This window comes from Janthinobacterium sp. NKUCC08_JDC, from assembly GCF_019345575.1.
Classification (GTDB): Bacteria; Pseudomonadota; Gammaproteobacteria; order Burkholderiales; family Burkholderiaceae_D; genus Janthinobacterium; species Janthinobacterium aestuarii.
Genome location: NZ_JAHKQW010000001.1, coordinates 333,612 through 352,489, shown reverse-complemented (window position 1 = coordinate 352,489; position 18,878 = coordinate 333,612). Strand labels below are relative to the sequence as shown.

14 protein-coding genes and 1 tRNA gene are annotated in these 18,878 nt (G+C 63.1%); 11 read left to right on the top strand and 4 right to left on the bottom strand.

Annotation, left to right across the window (positions count from 1 at the left end):
• Nucleotides 1-372: 372 nt before the first annotated feature.
• Both KO538_RS01625 and KO538_RS01620 read left to right on the top strand, forming a co-directional pair.
• A complete protein-coding gene (locus KO538_RS01625) occupies nt 373-1,860 on the top strand; it encodes a SulP family inorganic anion transporter (RefSeq protein ID WP_219327316.1) in 1,488 nt (495 codons plus the stop codon).
• Nucleotides 1,861-1,893: 33 nt separating this feature from the next.
• The gene (locus KO538_RS01620) at nt 1,894-2,346 is read left to right on the top strand and encodes a hypothetical protein (protein ID WP_051991793.1); all 453 of its coding nucleotides are present in this window, start codon (nt 1,894-1,896) and stop codon (nt 2,344-2,346) included.
• A 25-nt stretch (nt 2,347-2,371) separates the two neighbouring features.
• Here the strand turns inward: KO538_RS01620 and KO538_RS01615 are convergent, their stop codons facing one another.
• Nucleotides 2,372-4,078 (bottom strand): methyl-accepting chemotaxis protein, encoded by a 1,707-nt coding sequence (locus KO538_RS01615; protein ID WP_072452898.1) that lies wholly within the window; start codon nt 4,076-4,078, stop codon nt 2,372-2,374.
• 382 nt (nt 4,079-4,460) lie between these two features.
• Here KO538_RS01615 and KO538_RS01610 point away from each other — a divergent pair, with 382 nt between their 5' ends.
• The 9 genes from KO538_RS01610 to KO538_RS01570 all read left to right on the top strand — a co-directional run bounded on the left by KO538_RS01610 (nt 4,461) and on the right by KO538_RS01570 (nt 17,131).
• Nucleotides 4,461-6,620 carry a TonB-dependent siderophore receptor gene (locus tag KO538_RS01610; protein ID WP_219327315.1) on the top strand — a complete coding sequence of 720 codons (2,160 nt, stop codon included), beginning with the start codon at nt 4,461-4,463 and terminating at the stop codon, nt 6,618-6,620.
• Between the two features lie 282 nt (nt 6,621-6,902).
• On the top strand, nt 6,903-9,974 hold the full coding sequence (gene fdnG, locus KO538_RS01605; RefSeq protein WP_083292970.1) for a formate dehydrogenase-N subunit alpha: 3,072 nt from the start codon (nt 6,903-6,905) through the stop codon (nt 9,972-9,974).
• A 13-nt stretch (nt 9,975-9,987) separates the two neighbouring features.
• Nucleotides 9,988-10,911: a formate dehydrogenase subunit beta gene (gene fdxH, locus KO538_RS01600; RefSeq protein WP_219327314.1), complete on the top strand. Its 924-nt coding sequence runs from the start codon at nt 9,988-9,990 to the stop codon at nt 10,909-10,911.
• Nucleotides 10,898-11,569, top strand: coding sequence for a formate dehydrogenase subunit gamma (locus tag KO538_RS01595; protein WP_219327313.1), 672 nt, complete (start codon nt 10,898-10,900; stop codon nt 11,567-11,569). The genes fdxH and KO538_RS01595 overlap by 14 nt, the downstream gene beginning before the upstream one ends.
• Before the next feature lie 175 nt (nt 11,570-11,744).
• Nucleotides 11,745-12,794, top strand: a complete 1,050-nt coding sequence (fdhE, locus tag KO538_RS01590) for a formate dehydrogenase accessory protein FdhE (protein ID WP_219327312.1) — start codon at nt 11,745-11,747, stop codon at nt 12,792-12,794.
• Nucleotides 12,791-14,200, top strand: a complete 1,410-nt coding sequence (selA, locus tag KO538_RS01585) for an L-seryl-tRNA(Sec) selenium transferase (RefSeq protein ID WP_219327311.1) — start codon at nt 12,791-12,793, stop codon at nt 14,198-14,200. Before fdhE ends, selA begins: the two co-directional genes overlap by 4 nt.
• Entirely contained in the window at nt 14,197-16,152 is a 1,956-nt protein-coding gene (selB, locus tag KO538_RS01580; protein ID WP_219327310.1) for a selenocysteine-specific translation elongation factor, read from the top strand. Before selA ends, selB begins: the two co-directional genes overlap by 4 nt.
• 12 nt (nt 16,153-16,164) lie before the next feature.
• Nucleotides 16,165-16,260, top strand: a tRNA-Sec gene (locus KO538_RS01575).
• A gap of 157 nt (nt 16,261-16,417) precedes the next feature.
• On the top strand, nt 16,418-17,131 hold the full coding sequence (locus KO538_RS01570; RefSeq protein WP_257620125.1) for an ABC transporter substrate-binding protein: 714 nt from the start codon (nt 16,418-16,420) through the stop codon (nt 17,129-17,131).
• Nucleotide 17,132: 1 nt separating this feature from the next.
• Here KO538_RS01570 and KO538_RS01565 read toward each other — a convergent pair whose 3' ends face one another.
• From KO538_RS01565 to KO538_RS01555, 3 genes are read right to left on the bottom strand one after another with little or no spacing between them, the layout of a single operon-like run.
• The gene (locus KO538_RS01565; RefSeq protein WP_070305132.1) at nt 17,133-17,873 is read right to left on the bottom strand and encodes a GGDEF domain-containing protein; all 741 of its coding nucleotides are present in this window, start codon (nt 17,871-17,873) and stop codon (nt 17,133-17,135) included.
• A 3-nt stretch (nt 17,874-17,876) separates the two neighbouring features.
• The gene (locus KO538_RS01560) at nt 17,877-18,275 is read right to left on the bottom strand and encodes a DUF1987 domain-containing protein (RefSeq protein WP_070222304.1); all 399 of its coding nucleotides are present in this window, start codon (nt 18,273-18,275) and stop codon (nt 17,877-17,879) included.
• 22 nt (nt 18,276-18,297) lie between these two features.
• Nucleotides 18,298-18,855: a SiaB family protein kinase gene (locus KO538_RS01555; protein ID WP_034756676.1), complete on the bottom strand. Its 558-nt coding sequence runs from the start codon at nt 18,853-18,855 to the stop codon at nt 18,298-18,300.
• Between the last annotated feature and the right edge of the window lie 23 nt (nt 18,856-18,878).

Below are 18,878 nucleotides of genomic sequence, written 5' to 3'. Positions count from 1 at the left end.
GAATAGTGGAGAAAATTGAATAGATACTCTCCAATTGAAACGGCGGAGAATATTTAAAATATTCCCATTAAATTGTTTTTATTTTGAAAATAAAATTATTGGAAACATTATTTGCTTGCCAGTATCCGCTCCCGCTGCGCGCCGCCGCGCCGTCCATCGGGCCCGGCTGCATCTTGTATAATGTGTGCAGGCTTGGCCGCGCCGCATGGCGCTGCTGAATCTTCCTCTGTCCGCCAATCCCATGTAGTCACCGACGATTTTCCTCTGCGTGCGAGCTCGGCATGGCTTCGTTTTGACGACCGCTGGCATGGCTGCGCCCGATGACTGTGCATCGCCCGCGCATTTCTCTGTTCCGACCCTGGATGTGTATCAATGATCAACGCAACTTTTCGGGATGAGTGGTTCTCGAACATACAAAAAAACGTCCTGGCGGGGCTGACCACCTCATTCGCGCTGGTGCCCGAGTGCATCGCCTTTGCCCTCGTGGCGCAACTGAATCCCCTGATGGGCCTGTACGGCGCCTTCATCATTTGCGCATTCACGGCCATCTTTGGCGGGCGCCCCGGCATGATTTCGGGCGCGGCCGGTTCCATGGCCGTCGTCATCGTGGCGCTCGTGGCTCAGCATGGCGTGCAATATCTGCTGGCGACCGTGGTGCTGAGCGGCATCATCATGGCGCTGTTCGGCATCTTGCGCCTTGGGAAATTGATCCGCATGGTGCCCTACCCGGTGATGCTGGGCTTCGTGAATGGCCTGGCCATCGTCATCGCCATGGCCCAGCTAGAACATTTTCGTCAGGCCACGCCGCAAGGCGAAACCTGGCTGCAAGGCAGCCCTTTGTATGTGATGAGCGCGCTGGTGCTGCTCACCATGGCCATCGTCTACGTGCTGCCGCGCATCACGAAGGCGGTGCCTCCGGCGCTGGTGGCCATCCTGGGCGTGGGCGTGCTCAGCCATTTCTTGCAGCTGCCCACGCGCACCCTGGGCGATCTTGCGCATATCGCCGGCGGCTTGCCGGCATTCCACTGGCCCACGGTGCCGCTGGACATGGCTACCTTGCACATCATCTTTCCGTACGCGGCGCTGATGGCCATGGTGGGCTTGCTGGAAACCTTGCTCACTTTTAATCTTACCGATGAGATGACTGAAACGCGGGGCCAGCCGAACCGCGAATGCATCGCACTCGGTGCGTCGAACGTCGTTTCGGGCCTGTTTGGCGGCATGGGCGGCTGCGCCATGATCGGGCAGACGATGATCAACCTGAGTTCAAGCGGCCGCTCGCGCCTGTCGGGCGTGACGGCCGGCGTGATGATTTTATTGTTCATCCTGTTCCTGTCGCCGCTGATCGAGCGCATCCCGCTGGCCGCTTTGGTCGGCGTGATGTTCGTCGTGGCGCAGCAGACGTTTGCCTGGGGCTCGCTGCGCGTGCTGGGCAAGGTGCCGTTGCAGGATGCGCTGGTGATCGTCGCCGTGACGGTGATCACGGTGTTGACGGACCTGGCGCTGGCCGTGCTGTGCGGCATCGTGATTGCCGCCTTGAATTTTGCCTGGCAACATGCGCGCGACATGCGTGCCGATATCGATGACACTGGCGCGGGCGTGCGCGTGTACCTGCCGCACGGCACCCTGTTTTTTGCCTCGACCACGCATTTTCTGGAACTGTTCCAGGCGGCGACCGACCCGGCCCGTGTCATCCTCGATTGCCGGCACCTGCACATGGCCGATCACTCGGCCATCGCCGCCATCGAAGCCTTGTATGAGCGTTATGAAAAGGCGGGCAAGCATTTGCAGGTGACGCATTTGTCTCCCCGCAACCAGGCCTTGCTGCAGCGGGCTGGTGTCGATGTGAGCGTGGCGTAAAATAGGCGATTGTTGAATGTCTGTGGAGTGTGAATGCTGTCGTACGAACAAGAGCAATTATTGCAGCAAAGCCAAACGGCTTTTGATGCCTACTATGACGCGCTGGGCGCGTCGCTGGTGAACTTTGTCGAGCGCCTGGGCATCCAGCCCGCGCACGAAGTACTGACCAATGCGGCCGAATACCTGCCGTACATCGACGCGGCCATGCGCACCATCGTCATCCGCGACGAAAGCTGGCAGTGGGTGAAAACCATGCTCGGCTACTTTATCGGCGAATACTTCGTGCAAGGCCATGCGGGTTGCTGGTATGTGGAAACGCGGGCGGAATCGCCGCATTTTTGCCGCACCATGGTGGGCGGCTTCGAGCATGGCTTGCCAGCGGACGCCGCCATTGATCCGGAGGCGCTGGCGCTGGAGTTCCTGGGACAATCCGTGCCGCGCGAGCTGGCTGCACTGATCGCCCAGGCGCAAGCCCGAGCGGCTTGATGCCGCAGGGCTTGCTGAAGAAAATTTAGAACTCTTCCCACTCGCCTTCGGCCGGTGCCGTTGCCTTGCTGCTGGTGCGTGTCACGGGCAGGCGCAGGGCAGGGGCCGAGGCCTTGCGGGCTGGTGCGGCCGGGGCTGCTGGCGCGTTGCGTTGTGCCGCTTTCACGCTGAAACGGTCGGTCGCCGCCGCATTGGCGTCCAGGCGGAACACGCTGACCACCTGCGCCAGTTCGCTCGCCTGTTCCTGCATCGCTTCGGCCGCTGCCGACGCTTCTTCCACCAGCGCCGCATTTTGCTGTGTCACTTGATCCATTTCGGAAATGGCCTGGTTGACTTGCTCGATGCCCGCGCTCTGCTCTTCGCTGGCGTTGCTGATCTCGCTCATGATGGACGTGACGAAGCCGATGCTTTGCACGATTTCTTCCATCGTCTTGCCGGCCTTGTCGACCAGGTCCGTGCCCACGTCGACTTTTTGCACGGAGTCGTCGATCAAGCCCTTGATTTCTTTTGCCGCCGCTGCCGAGCGTTGCGCCAGGTTGCGCACCTCGGTTGCCACGACGGCGAAGCCGCGGCCCTGTTCGCCGGCGCGCGCCGCTTCCACGGCTGCGTTCAGTGCCAGGATGTTGGTCTGGAAGGCGATGCCGTCGATGACGGAAATGATGTCGACGATTTTCTTCGACGAGGTATTGATCTCGCTCATGGTGGCGACCACTTCGGCCACCACGGCGCCGCCGCGGCTGGCGATGCCGGCCGCGTCGCCGGCCAGTTTATTTGCCTGGCGCGCATTGTCGGCGTTTTGCTTGACGGTCGAGGTCAGTTCTTCCATCGACGAGGCCGTTTCTTCCAGCGAACTGGCTTGCTGCTCCGTGCGCGACGACAGGTCCTGGTTGCCGGCGGCGATTTCGGCCGATGCCGTGGCGATGGTGTCGGTACCGCTGCGCACTTGTCCCACGATGCCGACGAGGCTGTCGTTCATGGTTTTCAAGGCGTGCATCAGCTGGCCCGTTTCATCGCGGCCTTGCGCTGTGATGGTGCTGGTCAGGTCGCCCGCTGCCACGGTTTCCGCCACTTTCACGGCAGCGCGGATGGGGCCGGTGATCGAGCGCGTGATCCACCACGCGAAACCGATGCCCATCAGCACGGCCAGCACGCCCATGGTGATCAGGAAGACGCGGGTGCCGCTGTAGGCTTCGATGATGCTGTTGCCGACGCCGTCGGCAGCCTTGATCTGCATGGTGGCAAAGCGTTTGACTTCGGCCAGATAGGCCACGGTGATCGGCGCGACTTCCTTGTCGAACACGACCTTGGCGCCCGCCATGTCGCCATCGGCCTTCATCTTGAAGGCGCGTGCGCGCGTCGTCACATAGTCGGTGCGCACCTTGCGCACGACCTTGAATTGCTCGATCACGGCCGGGTTGAGCAGGGAGGCGACGATGTCGTCCTGCAGCTTGCTGGAACGCTCCGCATCGACTTTCAAGTCTTCCTCGATCTTGGCGCGCACGACGGGATCGGTGATCTCGAACGAGGCGACGCCGCGCACGCTGTTGAGTTCAATGATCTTCGACCATTCGGCCACCATACGCTGGTTCTTGATGCTGGTATTGATGAGACGGTAAGTCAGGTCGCTGGCCGTTTGCATGCGCACGAGGGCGGTGATGGTCAAGGCGGCAAGCAACAGCAATACGACAGCAAAGCCGACGCCAAGGCGGCTGCCGATGTTCAGGTTTTTCATGTAATTCCTAACAGTTTAATAGTCATGATCGCCGCCGCCAGCAGGGGCGGACAGGCGCCGCAAGGCGCAGGGGATCGGGGTCTTCGGGTGCCGCGTGATGGCTGTGCGGCGCGCCGCGCTGAGCGTGGCGTTGGAGGTGAAGCAAGGGGCATGTCGGTCAGGCTGACCGCTGTCCAGCAAGCCGCAAGTATAGCATTGACGCAGAGAAATAGTTTTTCAAAGCAATTTTAATTATTTTTTGATATTGATTTCCTGTTGTGTTTTTACATCAAGTACCTAGTCCATAAGTACTATCACTTACAGAAGTGCTTACTTTACGCAGGCTTGCCTGATAAAATACTAATGATAATCATTCGTATTAAAACATCGACCAGGGAATTGTATGCAGCAACGTCGCAAGCCAGGATTCAAACCGATCACCATCGCCGTACTGGGCGCCTTGACCTTGGGCGCCACGCCATTGGCGGCTTGGGCGCAGGAAAGTTTGCCAGCCGTCACCGTGACAGCATCGAAGGACAAGGATGGCTATGTCGCCGCCACCTCCGCCAGCGGCACCAAGACGGAAATGGCCTTGCGCGACGTGCCGCAGACGATCAACGTGGTGCCGGCCGCTGTCATCCGCGACCAGAACGCCATGTCGATCCAGGACATCATGAAGAACATCCCCGGCGTGGGCTTGTCCACGGGTGACGGCCAGCGCGACCAGATATTCATCCGCGGCTTCACGGCCATCGGCGACCAGTTCGTTGATGGCTTCCGCGATGACGCCCTGTATTTCCGCGACCTGTCGAATGTGGAACGCCTGGAAGTGATCAAGGGACCGGCCGCCGTGCTGTACGGCCGCGGTTCCTCGGGTGGCCTGGTGAACCGCATCACCAAGAAGCCGGGCGTGGACGTCACGGACGTGGCCCTGAGCCTGACCAACACGGCAGGGCGCCGCGGCGAAGTCGACGTGGGCCGTGTCGGCGAGACGGTGGACTGGCGCTTCACGGGGGCGCGCGAATTGTCGGACAGCTATCGCGACCAGCAATTCATCAACCGCACGGCGCTGTCGCCTTCCGTGGCCATCCGCCTGTCCGGCGCCACCAAATTGCTGCTGCAGGGCGATTACCTGGAAGACCGTCGCCTGACGGACTTCGGCATCCCGTCCTACCAAGGCCGTCCCGTCGCCGTCGATGCGGGCACCTATTTTGGCGCCGCGAATGCCCGCGATGCGGACTTCAGCCAGTCGCGCGTGGTCTCCACGGCCGCCACCCTGACGCACAAGTTCAGCGATAGCTTGTCGTTGCGCAATGCCTTCCGTTATTACGATTACCACCTGGACCGCAACAACACGAATATTTCCGGCAACGTCAACGAAGTCAAGGGCACGATGAGCCTCGGTCACGCCAAGCTGAACCGCGACGAAAGCGGCTGGTTCAACCAGACGGAACTGACGCAAAAGCTGGTCACGGGCACCTTGCGCCATGAAGTGTTGTACGGCGCCGAATTCGGCAAGCAAAACAAGGATGCCAACAGTTGGGCCGCCATCGCTGTATTGCCACCTGCGAATCCCATGTCGATCTTCCATCCCGTGCTACCCGTTGTCGACCGGACCAAGCTGGGCGCGCGCGGCGATACCTTCGGTACCTATGACACGGCCGCTGCCTATGTGCAGGACGCCATCAGTATCAACGACGAGTGGAAGGCACTGGCCGGCCTGCGCTATGACCGCTACAAGCAGCAGTCGCGCCTGGCCAATGCGGCCGGCCTGACGCTTGCGGACCTGTCGCGCACGGATTCGGCCTACAGCCCCCGCGCCGGGCTCGTCTGGCAACCCAGCGCCGTGCAGTCGTACTACGCGTCGTGGAGCCGCTCGTTCCAGCCTAGCGGCGAGAATTTCGCCCTGGCCGCCAACAATGCCGACCTGGCGCCGGAAACCACGCGCAACACGGAAGTGGGCGCCAAGTATGAGCTGTGGGGCGGCCGCGCCAACGCCACCGTGTCGCTGTTCCGCCTGGAACGCGACAATATCAAGAGCAGCGAACCGATCACGAACCGCATCTTCCCAATCGGCACCCAGCGCACGGATGGCCTGGAGCTGACCTTCAACGCGGACTTGCACGATGGCTGGAAAATGATGGCCGGCTACGCCTGGCTGGACGCCACCATCACGGACTCCATCGCCAAGGACACGAGCGTGAATACGCCGGGCACGACGAAGCCTGGCTCCGTTGACGTCAAGGGCAAGCGCGCTACCCTGACGGCGCGCAACATGGCCAACTTGTGGGTGACGAAAGACCTGGGCCACGGCTTCACGGTGGGCGGCGGCGCGAATGCCGTCGGCAGCCGCTTCGCCAATGCCGGCAACACGGTGGTCTTGCCCGGCTACGTGACGGCCGACGTCATGGCCGCGTACCGCATGGGCCGCTATGAAGTGCAGCTGAACGTCAACAATATCGGCGATACGCGCTACATCGTCTCGGGCCACGGTTCCAGCCCGAACCTGAGTCTGCCGGGCGCGCCGCGCAATGTGGCGCTGACTTTGCGCTACAGCCTGTAACTTTTTTCTGCCCCCCTGAAAACCCGCTTGCGAGCGGGTTTTTTTCATGGGTGGGTAGCGATGTGCAAGCGCGCGGGGCAGGCTGGCATTGTTTAGAGGGAACGTTCGGTATCGCCAAATTAACGTTGACTAAAGGAAACCTTCTCCGGCGAACTGAGCCTTGATCGGGATTGAGGGGTAAAATGATGTCATACGGCACAGGCATGGTGCTTATATCTTGGTGATATGACACGACCACGACGCCGTATGACTTTTATTTACTCACATCATAGAGGCCTGAATATGGTTCAGATGTCCAGGCGCCAGTTCCTTCGGGTAACTGGCGCGACCATTGCTGGTTCCAGCCTCGCCCTGCTCGGTTTCGCACCGGGCCAGGCGATGGCGGAAGTGCGGCAATACAAGCTGTCTCGCACGACCGAGACACGCAATACCTGTCCCTACTGTTCGGTAGGATGCGGCGTCCTGCTGTATGGGCTGGGCGACGGCGCGAAAAATGCCGTCTCCAGCATCATCCACGTGGAAGGCGATGCCGATCACCCGGTGAACCGCGGCACCCTGTGCCCGAAAGGCGCCAGCCTGGTCGACTTCATCCACAGCCCGAACCGCCTGAAAGTGCCCGAATACCGCGCACCGGGCGGCACGGAATGGCAACCGATCTCCTGGGATGTGGCGCTCGACAAGATCGCGCGCCTGATGAAGGATGACCGCGACGCCAATCTGATCGAAAAGAATGCCGACGGCAAGACCGTCAACCGCTGGCTCTCCACCGGCATGCTTGCCGCGTCCGCCGGCAGCAATGAGGTCGGGTATTTGACCCACAAGACAGTGCGCAGCATGGGGATGCTGACCTTTGATAATCAGGCGCGTGTATGACACGGACCGACGGTGGCAGGTCTTGCCCCGACGTTTGGCCGTGGCGCGATGACGAATCATTGGGTCGATATCAAGAATGCCGACGTGATCCTGGTCATGGGCGGCAATGCAGCAGAAGCACATCCTTGCGGATTCAAATGGGTAACGGAAGCGAAGGCGCATAACAAGGCCAAGCTGATCGTTGTCGATCCGCGTTTTACCCGTACCGCATCCGTGGCAGATTACTACTGCGCCACGCGTACCGGCACGGACATCGTCTTCCTCGGCGCGATCATCAATTATCTGCTGACGAACGACAAGATCCAGCATGAGTACGTGCGCAACTACACGGACATGCCCTTCATCGTGCGCGAAGACTATGCATTCGAGGACGGCCTGTTCTCGGGTTTCGACAAGGAAAAAGGCAAGTACACGGACAAGGCCACCTGGGATTACGAGATCGGCGAAGACGGCTATGCCAAGGTCGACCCGACCCTGGAACACCCGCGCTGCGTCTACCAGATGATGAAGAAGCACTACGCACGCTACACGACCGAGATGGTCGAACGTACGTGCGGCGTGTCGGCCGACAAGTTCCACAAGGTGGCGGAAGCCCTGGCTTCGACTGCCGTGCCGGGACGCGCCGGTACCATCCTGTACGCGCTGGGCTGGACGCACCACTCGACCGGTGCGCAAACCATCCGCACGGGCGCCATGGTGCAGCTGTTGCTGGGCAATATGGGCATCGCCGGCGGCGGCATGAACGCCTTGCGCGGCCACTCGAACATCCAGGGTCTGACCGATCTGGGCCTGATGTCGAACCTGTTGCCGGGTTACATGACCTTGCCGAACGAGTCCGAGCAGGATTTCGATGGTTATATCGCCGCGCGCGCCACCAAGCCGCTGCGGCCTAACCAGCTCAGCTACTGGAGCAATTACCGCAAATTCCACGTCAGCTTCATGAAGACTTGGTGGGGCGACTTTGCCACCGCGGACAATAACTACGCCTTCGACTACCTGCCAAAGCTCGACAAGCCGTATGACTTGATGCAAGCGATCGAGAACATGCATCAAGGCAAGATGACGGGCTATATCTGCCAGGGCTTCAATGTGCTGGCGTCCGCACCGAACAAGCAGAAGGTCACGGAAGCGCTGTCGAAGCTGAAGTTCCTCGTCATCATGGATCCGCTGGCCGTGGAAACGGGCGAATTCTGGAAGGCGCACGGGCAGTACCACGAAGTCGATCCGACCAAGATCATGACGGAAGTGTTCCGCCTGCCGACCAGCTGCTTCGCCGAGGAACGCGGTTCGCTCGTGAGTTCCTCGCGCGTCTTGCAGTGGCACTGGCAGGCGGCCGAACCGCCGGGCCAGGCGCGCAGCGACCTCGAGATCATGTCGGGCCTGTTCCTGCGCATGCGCAGCATGTATCAGAAAGAGGGCGGCAAGTTCCCCGATCCTATTGTCAACCTGACGTGGAATTATGCGCAGCCGCATAACCCGCAACCGGAAGAAATCGCCCGCGAATTCAACGGCAAGGCGCTGGCCGACCTGTACGATCCCAAGGATCCGACCAAGCTGCTGGTGAAGAAGGGCGAGCAGCTGGCCTCGTTTGCGCAATTGCGCGACGATGGCACGACCACCAGCGGTTGCTGGATCTTCGCCGGCAGCTGGACGCAGGCGGGCAACCAGATGGGACGGCGCGACAATAGCGACCCGACCGGCATCGGCCAGACGTTGGGCTGGGCCTGGGCGTGGCCGGCGAACCGCCGCGTGCTGTACAACCGCGCTTCGTGCGACTTGAAGGGCAAGCCTTTCGACCCGACCCGTAAACTCATCGAGTGGAATGGCACGAACTGGAGCGGGGCCGATATTCCCGACTTCAAGGTCGACGAACCGCCGGAAAACGGCATGGGCCCGTTCATCATGCTGGGCGAAGGCGTGGCGCGTTTCTTTGCGCGTGGCGCCATGGCCGAAGGTCCGTTCCCCGAGCATTACGAGCCGTTCGAAAATCCGCTGGGCTACAACCCCATGCATCCGAAAAACCCGCAAGCGACCAGTAATCCGGCCGCGCGCGTGTTCGCCGATGACCGGAAAATGTTCGGCACGCATGAGGAATATCCGCATGTGGCCACCAGCTACCGCCTGACCGAGCATTTCCATTACTGGACCAAGCATGCGCGCCTGAATGCCATCATCCAGCCGCAGCAATTCGTTGAAATCGGCGAAGAGCTGGCGAAAAGCATCGGTGTCGTTGCCGGCGGAGAAGTGCGCGTCAGTTCCAAGCGGGGCCACATCATCGCCAAGGCCGTCGTCACCAAGCGCATCAAGGCTTTGATGATCGAAGGCAAGCCGGTGCATACCGTGGGCCTGCCGCTGCACTGGGGCTTTACGGGCGTGGCCAAGCCGGGGTATCTGATCAATACTCTGACGCCTGGCGTGGGGGATGCGAATTCGCAAACGCCGGAATTCAAGTCCTTCCTCGTGAAGGTGGAAAAAGCATGATGGGAGCTCAATAATGGCACTGCAATCCTTAGATATCCGGCGCCTGTCGGCTACCACGGTGACCCCGCCGCAAGCACGCAGCCCGGTGACGGGCACCGTGGCCAAGCTGATCGATGTGTCGAAATGCATCGGCTGCAAGGCTTGCCAGACGGCGTGCATGGAATGGAACGACTTGCGTGACGAAGTCGGCGAAAACCATGGCACCTATGACAATCCGACGGATCTGACGCCGCAATCGTGGACGGTGATGCGTTTTGCCGAACACGAAAACAATGACGGCAACCTTGAGTGGGTGATCCGCAAGGATGGCTGCATGCACTGCGAGGACCCGGGCTGCCTGAAGGCCTGTCCGGCGCCGGGCGCCATCGTGCAGTACACGAACGGCATCGTGGACTTCCACCAGGAAAACTGCATCGGCTGCGGCTACTGCGTGGCCGGCTGTCCTTTCGACGTGCCCCGCATTTCGAAGAAGGACGACCGCGCCTACAAGTGCACCTTGTGCTCGGACCGCGTGGCCGTGGGCCAGGAACCGGCCTGCGTGAAAACATGTCCGACGGGCGCCATCGTGTTCGGCACCAAAGAAGACATGAAGGTGCATGCGGAAGAACGCATCGTCGACCTGAAGTCGCGCGGTTTCGAGAACGCGGGCCTGTACGATCCGCTGGGCGTGGGCGGCACGCACGTGATGTACGTGCTGCACCATGCCGACAAGCCGAAGCTGTATTCGAACTTGCCGGAACGCCCGCGCATCAGCCCGATGGTGGGCTTCTGGAAGGGCTGGTCCAAACCGCTGGCGGTGGCCGGCATGGCCGCCACGGCCCTGGCAGGGCTGTTCCATTACACGCGTGTCGGTCCGAACGAAGTGAGCAAGGACGAAGAGCACGAAGCGCTGGAAGAGGCCAAGCGCATACGGGAGGAAGACCATGAGCCACAGTGATCTGCATGATGGAAAGCTGCGCGACAAGGATGGCAATCCCTTGATCGAACGCTACAACCCGAACGAGCGCACGAATCACTGGGTCACGGCCATTACCTTCGTCATGCTGGCCCTGTCCGGGCTGGCCATGTTCCATCCGTCGATGGCGTGGCTGGCGAATCTGTTCGGCGGCGGGCAATGGACGCGCATTCTGCATCCATTCGCCGGCCTGGTGATGTTCGTCTCGTTCGCGATCCTCGTGGTGCGCTTCTGGCACCACAACAAGTTCGAGGACGGCGACAAGCAGTGGCTGAAGCAGATGGACGACGTGCTCAACAACCGCGAAGACAAGCTTCCGAAGATCGGCAAATACAATGCCGGCCAGAAGATCCTGTTCTTCGTGCTGCTGGCCAGCATGATCGGCTTGCTGCTGTCGGGCATCGTGATCTGGCGCGCGTATTTCGCGTTCTATTTCCCGATCGACGTGGTGCGCTTTGCCGCCTTGCTGCATGCCGGTTGCGCGTTCGCCATCATCTGCGCCATCATCGTGCACATCTACGCGGCCCTGTGGGTCAAGGGCTCGATCGGCGCCATGGTGCGCGGCACCGTCACCTACGGCTGGGCGCGCAAGCACCATCCGAAGTGGTTTGAATCGGTGATCCGCAATACGAGAAAGTAGGCAGCAGGGTAGGTCGGCTTAGCTTCGCGTAAGTCGACATGCTCCGCCGCCGGCGTTTTCGTATGCCAGGGCCAGTCCCCCAGGACTGGCCCCTTTCTTTTTATCGATTAAAATACTTTTACAGCACAGCCAAATCCGCTGGCTCTGCCTTGCCTTTTTTGATGGGAAAACTCCATTGGTACAACGCATACTCCAGCCAGGCGAAATCGAAGGCCTGGACCACAACGCGATTCCGCGCCTGCTGCTGCCTCAGCCTGGCAGCCTGTTTACGGCGCGCGCCTTGCGCCTGCGCGAACTGGCGCAAGGTAACATCAAGGGCATTCCCGTCGACGCGGGCATGCAGGGCTACCTGGTGCTGATGGCAGCGCTGGCCGATGCGCAGGCGGCCGTGGTGGGAAAACTGGCGCCCGGCGCCGTGCCTGCCGCCGACCCCGACGCGCTGCGCCGCGCCATCCAGCACCGCATGCCGGTGCTGCCCGTCAGCGGCGCCCGTCCGCCCGTCTGGCGCGACATTTTCGCCAGCCTGCTCGATGAACTGGCCGCCACGGCTGCAAGCCAGCCGGCACTGTCCGGCGGCCTGACGCAGGTGCTGGCCCAGCTGCGCGTGCTCGACGCGCAAGCGCTGGACGCCTGCGCCGATGCCGTGCTCGATGAAAACGGCGACAACCTCAATCCCATGCATGCGCCGTTCGTCGCGGCCGCCCTGCAAATCCTGTGGTCGGTATCGGCCAGCGAACTGCGCGCCGCGCGCGTGCCGGACCTGGAAACGGGCACCTTGTGCCCCGTCTGCGGTTCGCATCCCGTCGCCAGCGTAATCCGCATCGGCGGCCAGTCGCAGGGCTACCGCTACCTGCACTGCGGCATTTGCGAAAGCGAATGGCATATGGTGCGCGTCAAGTGCTCGACCTGCGAACAGAATGGCAAGATCGCCTACCAGGGCCTGGACGCGGCCGATGCCAAGCCGTTCGATCCCGTGACGGCGAAGGACGACAAATTGCCGAACAAGGCGAACGATCCGAAGAAGGTGGCGCGCGCGGAAACCTGCGACGACTGCCACACCTACCGCAAGGTCTTCAACCAGGAACACGATTACAACGTCGAACCCCTGGCCGACGACCTGGCCAGCCTGATGCTCGACCTGCTGGTGGGCGAAGCGGGCTACCAGCGCGCCAGCGGCAATCCGCTGCTGTGGCTGGGCAAAAGCAGCGAAGGCCAGCCGTCATGACGACGGGGCAAACCGTGCGCCTGCCGTCGGTAGACCGCATCCTGGGCGACGCGGCTTGCCTGGCCCTGATCGCGCGCTATGGCCGCGTGCAGACCCTGGCCTGCGCGCGCGCCGTGCTGGCCGAACTGCGCACGGCCATGCTGGCGGGCGCAGTGTGCGAGGAGGGCGCATCGATCGCCGCCATCGCCACGCAAATGGATGAGCGGTTGCAAGCGCAAGCGCGCCCGCAGCTGCGCGCCGTCTTCAACCTGACGGGCACCGTGCTGCACACCAACCTGGGCCGCGCGCTGCTGCCCGATACGGCCGTGCAGGCCGTGGTGGAAGCGATGCAGTGGCCGATGAATCTGGAATTCGACCTGGAAACGGGCAAGCGCGGCGACCGCGACGACCTGGTCGAGGAACTGCTGCGCGAACTGACGGGGGCCGAAGCGGCCACCATCGTCAACAACAATGCGGCCGCCGTGCTGCTGATGCTCAATACCCTGGCGCAGAATAAAGAGGTCGTCGTCTCGCGCGGCGAACTGGTGGAAATCGGCGGCGCCTTCCGCATCCCCGACGTGATGACGCGCGCGGGCGCCGTGCTGCGTGAAGTGGGCAGCACCAATCGCACGCACCTGGCCGATTACGCGCATGGCGTGAACGAGAACACGGCCCTCTTGATGAAGGTCCATTGCAGCAATTACGTGATTACCGGTTTCACGAAAAGCGTGGAGCTCGATGAACTCGTGCCGCTGGCCGTAAAACATGGCGTGCCGACGGCCGTGGACTTGGGCAGCGGCACCCTGGTCGACCTGGCGCAGTATGGCTTGCCGCATGAAACGACGGTGCGCGAAACGATAGCAGCGGGCGCCGACCTGGTGACCTTCAGCGGCGACAAATTGCTGGGTGGCCCGCAGTGCGGCGTCATCGTCGGGCGGGCAGACTTGATCGCGAAGATCAAGCGCAACCCATTGAAACGTGCACTGCGTGTCGGCAAGCTGACCCTGGCCGCGCTGGCCCCCGTGCTGCAGCTGTACCGCGCGCCGGATTTGCTGGCCGAACGACTGACCACCTTGCGTTTGCTGACGCGTCCCGCCGCCGCCATGCGCACGCAGGCGGAAACCGTGCTGCCGCTGCTGCAAGGCGTACTCGGTGCCAACTATGTGGTCACCGCCGAAGCCATGAAAAGCCAGATCGGCAGCGGCGCCTTGCCCGTCGACCAGCTGCCCAGCTTTGGCTTGTGCATCCGCAGCGCGCCCGGTTCGCGCCTGAGCAATCCCCTGGGCGTGCTGGAACAGCGTTTGCGCGCCTTGCCGTGCCCCGTGATCGGGCGCATCGGCCAGGACACTCTGTGGCTGGACCTGCGCTGCCTGGAAGCGGCGCACGAGACGGCCTTCATCGCGCAACTCGCCGAGTTGTCCGCATGATCGTCGGCACCGCAGGCCATATCGACCATGGCAAGACCACCCTCACGCGCGCGCTGACGGGCGTGCACACGGACCGCCTGAAGGAAGAGCAGGCGCGCGGCATTTCGATTGAACTGGGCTACGCCTATCTGCCCTTGGCGGACGGCACGGTGCTGGGCGTGATCGACGTGCCGGGCCACGAAAAATTCATCCGCACCATGGCTTCCGGCGTGACGGGCATCGACTTCGCCTTGCTCGTGGTGGCCGCCGACGACGGCATCATGCCGCAGACGCACGAACACCTGGCCATCTTGCAGCTGCTCGGCGTGACGCGCGGCGCCGTGGCGCTGACCAAAATCGACCGCGCCGACAGCGCCCGCGCCGCGCAGGTGGAGCTTGACATCGAAGCGCTGCTGGCCGGCACGCCGCTGGCGGGCAGCCCGATCTTTCCCACTGCCGCCCATCGCGACGACGATGCCGGCGTGGCCGCCTTGCTGGCGCACCTGACGCAGGTGGCGCGCGGCTTGCCGCAACGCGACGAGCGGCGTTTGTTCCGCCTGGGCGTGGACCGCGTGTTCACCTTGTCGGGCCAGGGCACGATCGTTACCGGCACGGCGCTGGCGGGCCGCGCCCAGGTGGGCGACATGCTGCAGCTGGCGCCCGGTGGCGCGCAGGCCCGGGTGCGCAGCATCCATGCGCAGAACCGCGCGGCCGAGACGGGCATGGCGGGCCAGCGCCTGGCGCTGAACCTGGCCGGCATTGACCGCGAGCGCATTGAGCGGGGCAACTGGATCGTCGCGCCCGAGCTGGCGCAGTGCTCCGAGCGCCTCGACGTGGAACTGACGCTCTTGCCCGACGCGGGCGTGCAGCTGAAAGCCTGGTCGCCGCTGCACGTGCACCTGGGCGCGGCGCACCAGCTGGCGCGCGCCGTGATGCTCGATGGCGAGACGCTCTCGCCGGGGCAGACGGGCAGAGTACAGCTGGTGTTCGAGTCGCCCATGCACGGCGTGCCGGGCGACCGCTTCGTCGTGCGCAACGCGCAAGCCACGCAGACGGTGGGCGGCGGCATGGTGCTCGACCCGTTCGGCCCCGCGCGCAAGCGCCGCAGCCCGGCCAGGCTGGCATGGCTCGATGCCCTGGCCGCCTTCATCGCGCACGGCGACTATGCGGCCCTGCTGGCGCAAAGCCCGCTGGGGCTGCGCGAGTCGCTGCTCGTGCGCCTGTCCCTGCTGCCGGCGGCGGCCATCGCGCTGCCGCCCGACACGCGGCGCATCGCCCTGCGCGGCGGCGACGCTTTGCTGGTGGCGCCGCCGGCGTTGCTGGCGCTGGAGGAGCGGGTGCTGGCCGCACTGGAAAATTTCCACGCGCGCGCACCCGACGAGGCGGGGCCGGAACTGTGGCGGCTGAAACGCATCGTCGACGCGGAGATGGAAGACGCCTTGTGGAGCCATCTGGTCGAAGGCTTGCTGGCGCGCGGCGAGATCCTGGCGCGCGGCGCCAGCCTGCACTTGCCGACGCACAGCGTGGAATTGACGCCGCAGGAGCAATCGGTGGCCGAACCCTTGCTGGCCGCGCTGGAGCAGGGGCGGGCCGATCCGCCATGGACGCGCGACCTGGCGCGCAGCTTCGGCCTGGCCGAGGACGAGACGCGCAGGCTGTTGCGCAAACTTGCCAAGGCAGGCCAGATCAGCCAGGTCGTGCACGACCTGTTTTATCACCAGGCGGCGTTGGCCGAGCTGGCGCAACTGGTACGCACCCTGACCGAAAAAGCGGAGACCGACGAGAGCCTGTCGCCCGGTGCGGGCGCCGTCGGCGCGGCCACCTTCCGCGACGCCAGCGGCCTGGGCCGCAAGCGGGCGATCCAGGTCTTGGAATTCTTTGACCGCGTCGGTTATACTCGCCGTGTTGGCAATGGGCATCTATTGCGCCCGCAAGCGCTGTGGTCCTATACGGCAGCCTCGCCCAACAGCTAGCTCAGGCACCGCGGAAAGCACACTCATCCGGTGATGTGGCCGGGCTTCAAACCCGGTGGAGGGCGTCAGACGTTCTCCCGTAGGTTCGACTCCTACTGTTTTCCGCCAGTTACTTTCCTTCCATCCCCTCCCGCATGGCGTTCTGCTGGCGTTGGCTTGTTGCCACGCTGCCGCAAATAGTTGATTGAATTGCCCATATGCGGCGATGCCGCTGCGGGCCGATGGTAACATCGGCTTGAATCCCCTGTAGCAGAAGAAAGCAAGCATGAAACAAGCAAGCATGGCACGGCTGCTGGCAGCAGCGCTGCTGATGCCGGCGCTGGCCGCGGCGGCCGGCCTGCGCATCGTCGGCGAGCATTTGCCGCCATCGAGCATGATGGAAGGCAATGTCGTCGTGGGACGTGAAACGCTCAAGGTGCGCGGCATCATGGCGCGCGCCGGTATCGCCTACAGCATCGAATTGCTGCCGTGGAAGCGCGCGTATGCGCAGGCGCTGCGCGAAGCCGACACCTGCATCTTTTCCACCAGCCGCACGCAGGAACGCGAAGCGCAATTTCGCTGGATCGGTCCCCTCAACGAAGCGGAATGGATACTGTATGGACTGGCCGAGCGGCACCTCACCTTGCGCACGCTGGCCGATGCGCGCGGCCTGGTGATCGGCACGGTGCTCGGCGACGCGCGCGACGATTACCTGCGCCAGCGCGGCATGAACGTGGCGCCCGTGACGCAAGAGTGGCTCAATCCGCAAAAGCTGCTGCTGGGGCGTATCGACCTGTGGGCCGTCGGCATGGCGGTGGGCAGCAAGCCTTTCGTCGGCAAGGAGTGGGAGGGCAAGGTGGTGCCGCTGCTGACCTTCAACCGCGTGCAGACTTACCTCGCCTGCAACAAGCAATTGCCCGAGGCGCAGGTAGCGGCCATGCAGCGCGCAGCGGCCGCCATGCGCCGCGACGGCAGCATGGCGCGCGAACAGCTGCACTGATTCAGCTCTCCAGCCATTGGCGCACGCAGTTGCGTCCTTCGCGCTTGGCCTGGTACAGGGCCTGATCCGCATGGCTGTAGGCCGTCTCGAACGGCGTGCCGGCACGGTTCCAGCTCAGGCCCACGCTGACGGTGATGGCGCGCGTGATGGGCGCCGCATGGCGCTGGCGGCCGACCGTCTCGCAGATGCGCTGCGCCACTTGCGCCGCGTCGTCGCGCGAAGAGGTGGGCCAGACGACGGAAAACTCTTCGCCGCCAACCCGGCCGATGGCCGTTTCCTGTCCCAATAGCCCCTTCAGGCAGTCGACCACGGCCTGGATCACGCCGTCGCCGGCCGGGTGGCCGAAGTCGTCGTTGACCTGCTTGAACAGGTCGATATCGAGCACGATCAGCGCCATGTCGCCCTGCGCCAGGCAGCGCGACGCGTGGTCGATGACGGCGCCGCGGTTCAGGGCGCCCGTCAGCGGGTCGTGCGTGGCACGGTATTCTAGCTGGCCGGCCAGGGTTTGCAATTGACGGTTCAGCAGATGCATGTCGCGCTCGGCGCGGTCGCTGCGGCCGATCAGGCGCCGCGTCTCGCGCATCAGCCGCTCGTAGTGGACGATCAGTTCACCGAGCACGCGCCGCTGTTCCGCGCCCGAGGCATTGGCGTCGGCGTGCATGCGGCGCGCGGCAGCCAGCGCCGCCGCTTCCACGGTGAACAGGTCGGGCTCCAGGCCGGACTCGGAGAGGGCGGCGCGCATGCCCTAGCTGCCCTGCACGGGATGGTCGTGGAAGTCCAGCGCCGTGAAGTCCTGCTGCAGCTCCTGGCCGAATTCCAGGATGGTGTCGTCGTCCTCGTCGTGGTACCAGTTCAGGCGTACCTGGTTGCCATCGACGGCCGCCTGGTTCAGGGTGTCGAACAGGGTAAACAGCATCTTCGTGCTCGAGCTGTTGAAGTAGGCCAGCGAGACGTTGACGGTGATGGCCGCTTCGCGGCAGCCTTCCAGGTAGGCGCGCACGGCGGCGATCAGCGGGCCATAGAAGGCGGCCGCGTTTTCCGGATACGACTCGCCCTTGATCGACAGGGTGTGCTGCTCGAAACGGAAGTCGATTTCGGGCGAACTCGGGGTCGCGGCGATGAACAGTGGTGACGGTAATTGCATATGCTTTCCTGAGTCGGCTCTTTCAAATGATGGCTTTGATGCAGAAGATGGTGTGGCCAGGTTCCTGGGGATCCTGGACGAATTCGAATTCCAGCGGCTCGCTGGCGTCGCGCGCCATGGTGAGAAAACCCAGGCCCGCGCCCTTGCTGTCGGCCGGCGCTTCCTCGCGCAGGGCCTTTTTATAGGCCAGGCGGATTTCCTCCATCGTCATGGTGTGCAGCGGCTCCAGGCGGGCGCGGATCTGCGCCACGTTGTCCGTCGAGACGGGATTGGCGCACAGCAGAAAAAAGCTGTCGCCGCGCGTGCCGATGCAAAACGAGCCGCGCCGCATCTGCTGGTCCAGCTGCGCATCGGGCGTCAGGCTGTCCGCGGAATAGTGCATGATGTTTTGCGACATCTCGATGAACGAGGAAAAGATGCGCCGCCGCGTGGGCCCGGCCGCGCCGGCGGTGTCGAGGCGCGCCTTGATGGTTTCGGAAATGGCGTTCACCACGTGCTGCGAGAAATAGCCCACGTAAAAAAAGATGATGTTGCGCTTGCGTGCCACATCCCAAAACTCGTTGAATTCTTCGTACAGCACGTCCGTGCTCCTGGCTAGCCGGT

Coding starts and splice junctions, on each gene's coding strand:
- KO538_RS01625 (WP_219327316.1), top strand. CDS start 373: ATGATCAACGCAACTTTTCGGGATGAGTGGTTCTCGAACATACAAAAA.
- KO538_RS01620 (WP_051991793.1), top strand. CDS start 1,894: ATGCTGTCGTACGAACAAGAGCAATTATTGCAGCAAAGCCAAACGGCT.
- KO538_RS01615 (WP_072452898.1), bottom strand. CDS start 4,078: ATGAAAAACCTGAACATCGGCAGCCGCCTTGGCGTCGGCTTTGCTGTC.
- KO538_RS01610 (WP_219327315.1), top strand. CDS start 4,461: ATGCAGCAACGTCGCAAGCCAGGATTCAAACCGATCACCATCGCCGTA.
- fdxH (WP_219327314.1), top strand. CDS start 9,988: ATGGCACTGCAATCCTTAGATATCCGGCGCCTGTCGGCTACCACGGTG.
- KO538_RS01595 (WP_219327313.1), top strand. CDS start 10,898: ATGAGCCACAGTGATCTGCATGATGGAAAGCTGCGCGACAAGGATGGC.
- selA (WP_219327311.1), top strand. CDS start 12,791: ATGACGACGGGGCAAACCGTGCGCCTGCCGTCGGTAGACCGCATCCTG.
- selB (WP_219327310.1), top strand. CDS start 14,197: ATGATCGTCGGCACCGCAGGCCATATCGACCATGGCAAGACCACCCTC.
- KO538_RS01570 (WP_257620125.1), top strand. CDS start 16,418: ATGAAACAAGCAAGCATGGCACGGCTGCTGGCAGCAGCGCTGCTGATG.
- KO538_RS01565 (WP_070305132.1), bottom strand. CDS start 17,873: ATGCGCGCCGCCCTCTCCGAGTCCGGCCTGGAGCCCGACCTGTTCACC.
- KO538_RS01560 (WP_070222304.1), bottom strand. CDS start 18,275: ATGCAATTACCGTCACCACTGTTCATCGCCGCGACCCCGAGTTCGCCC.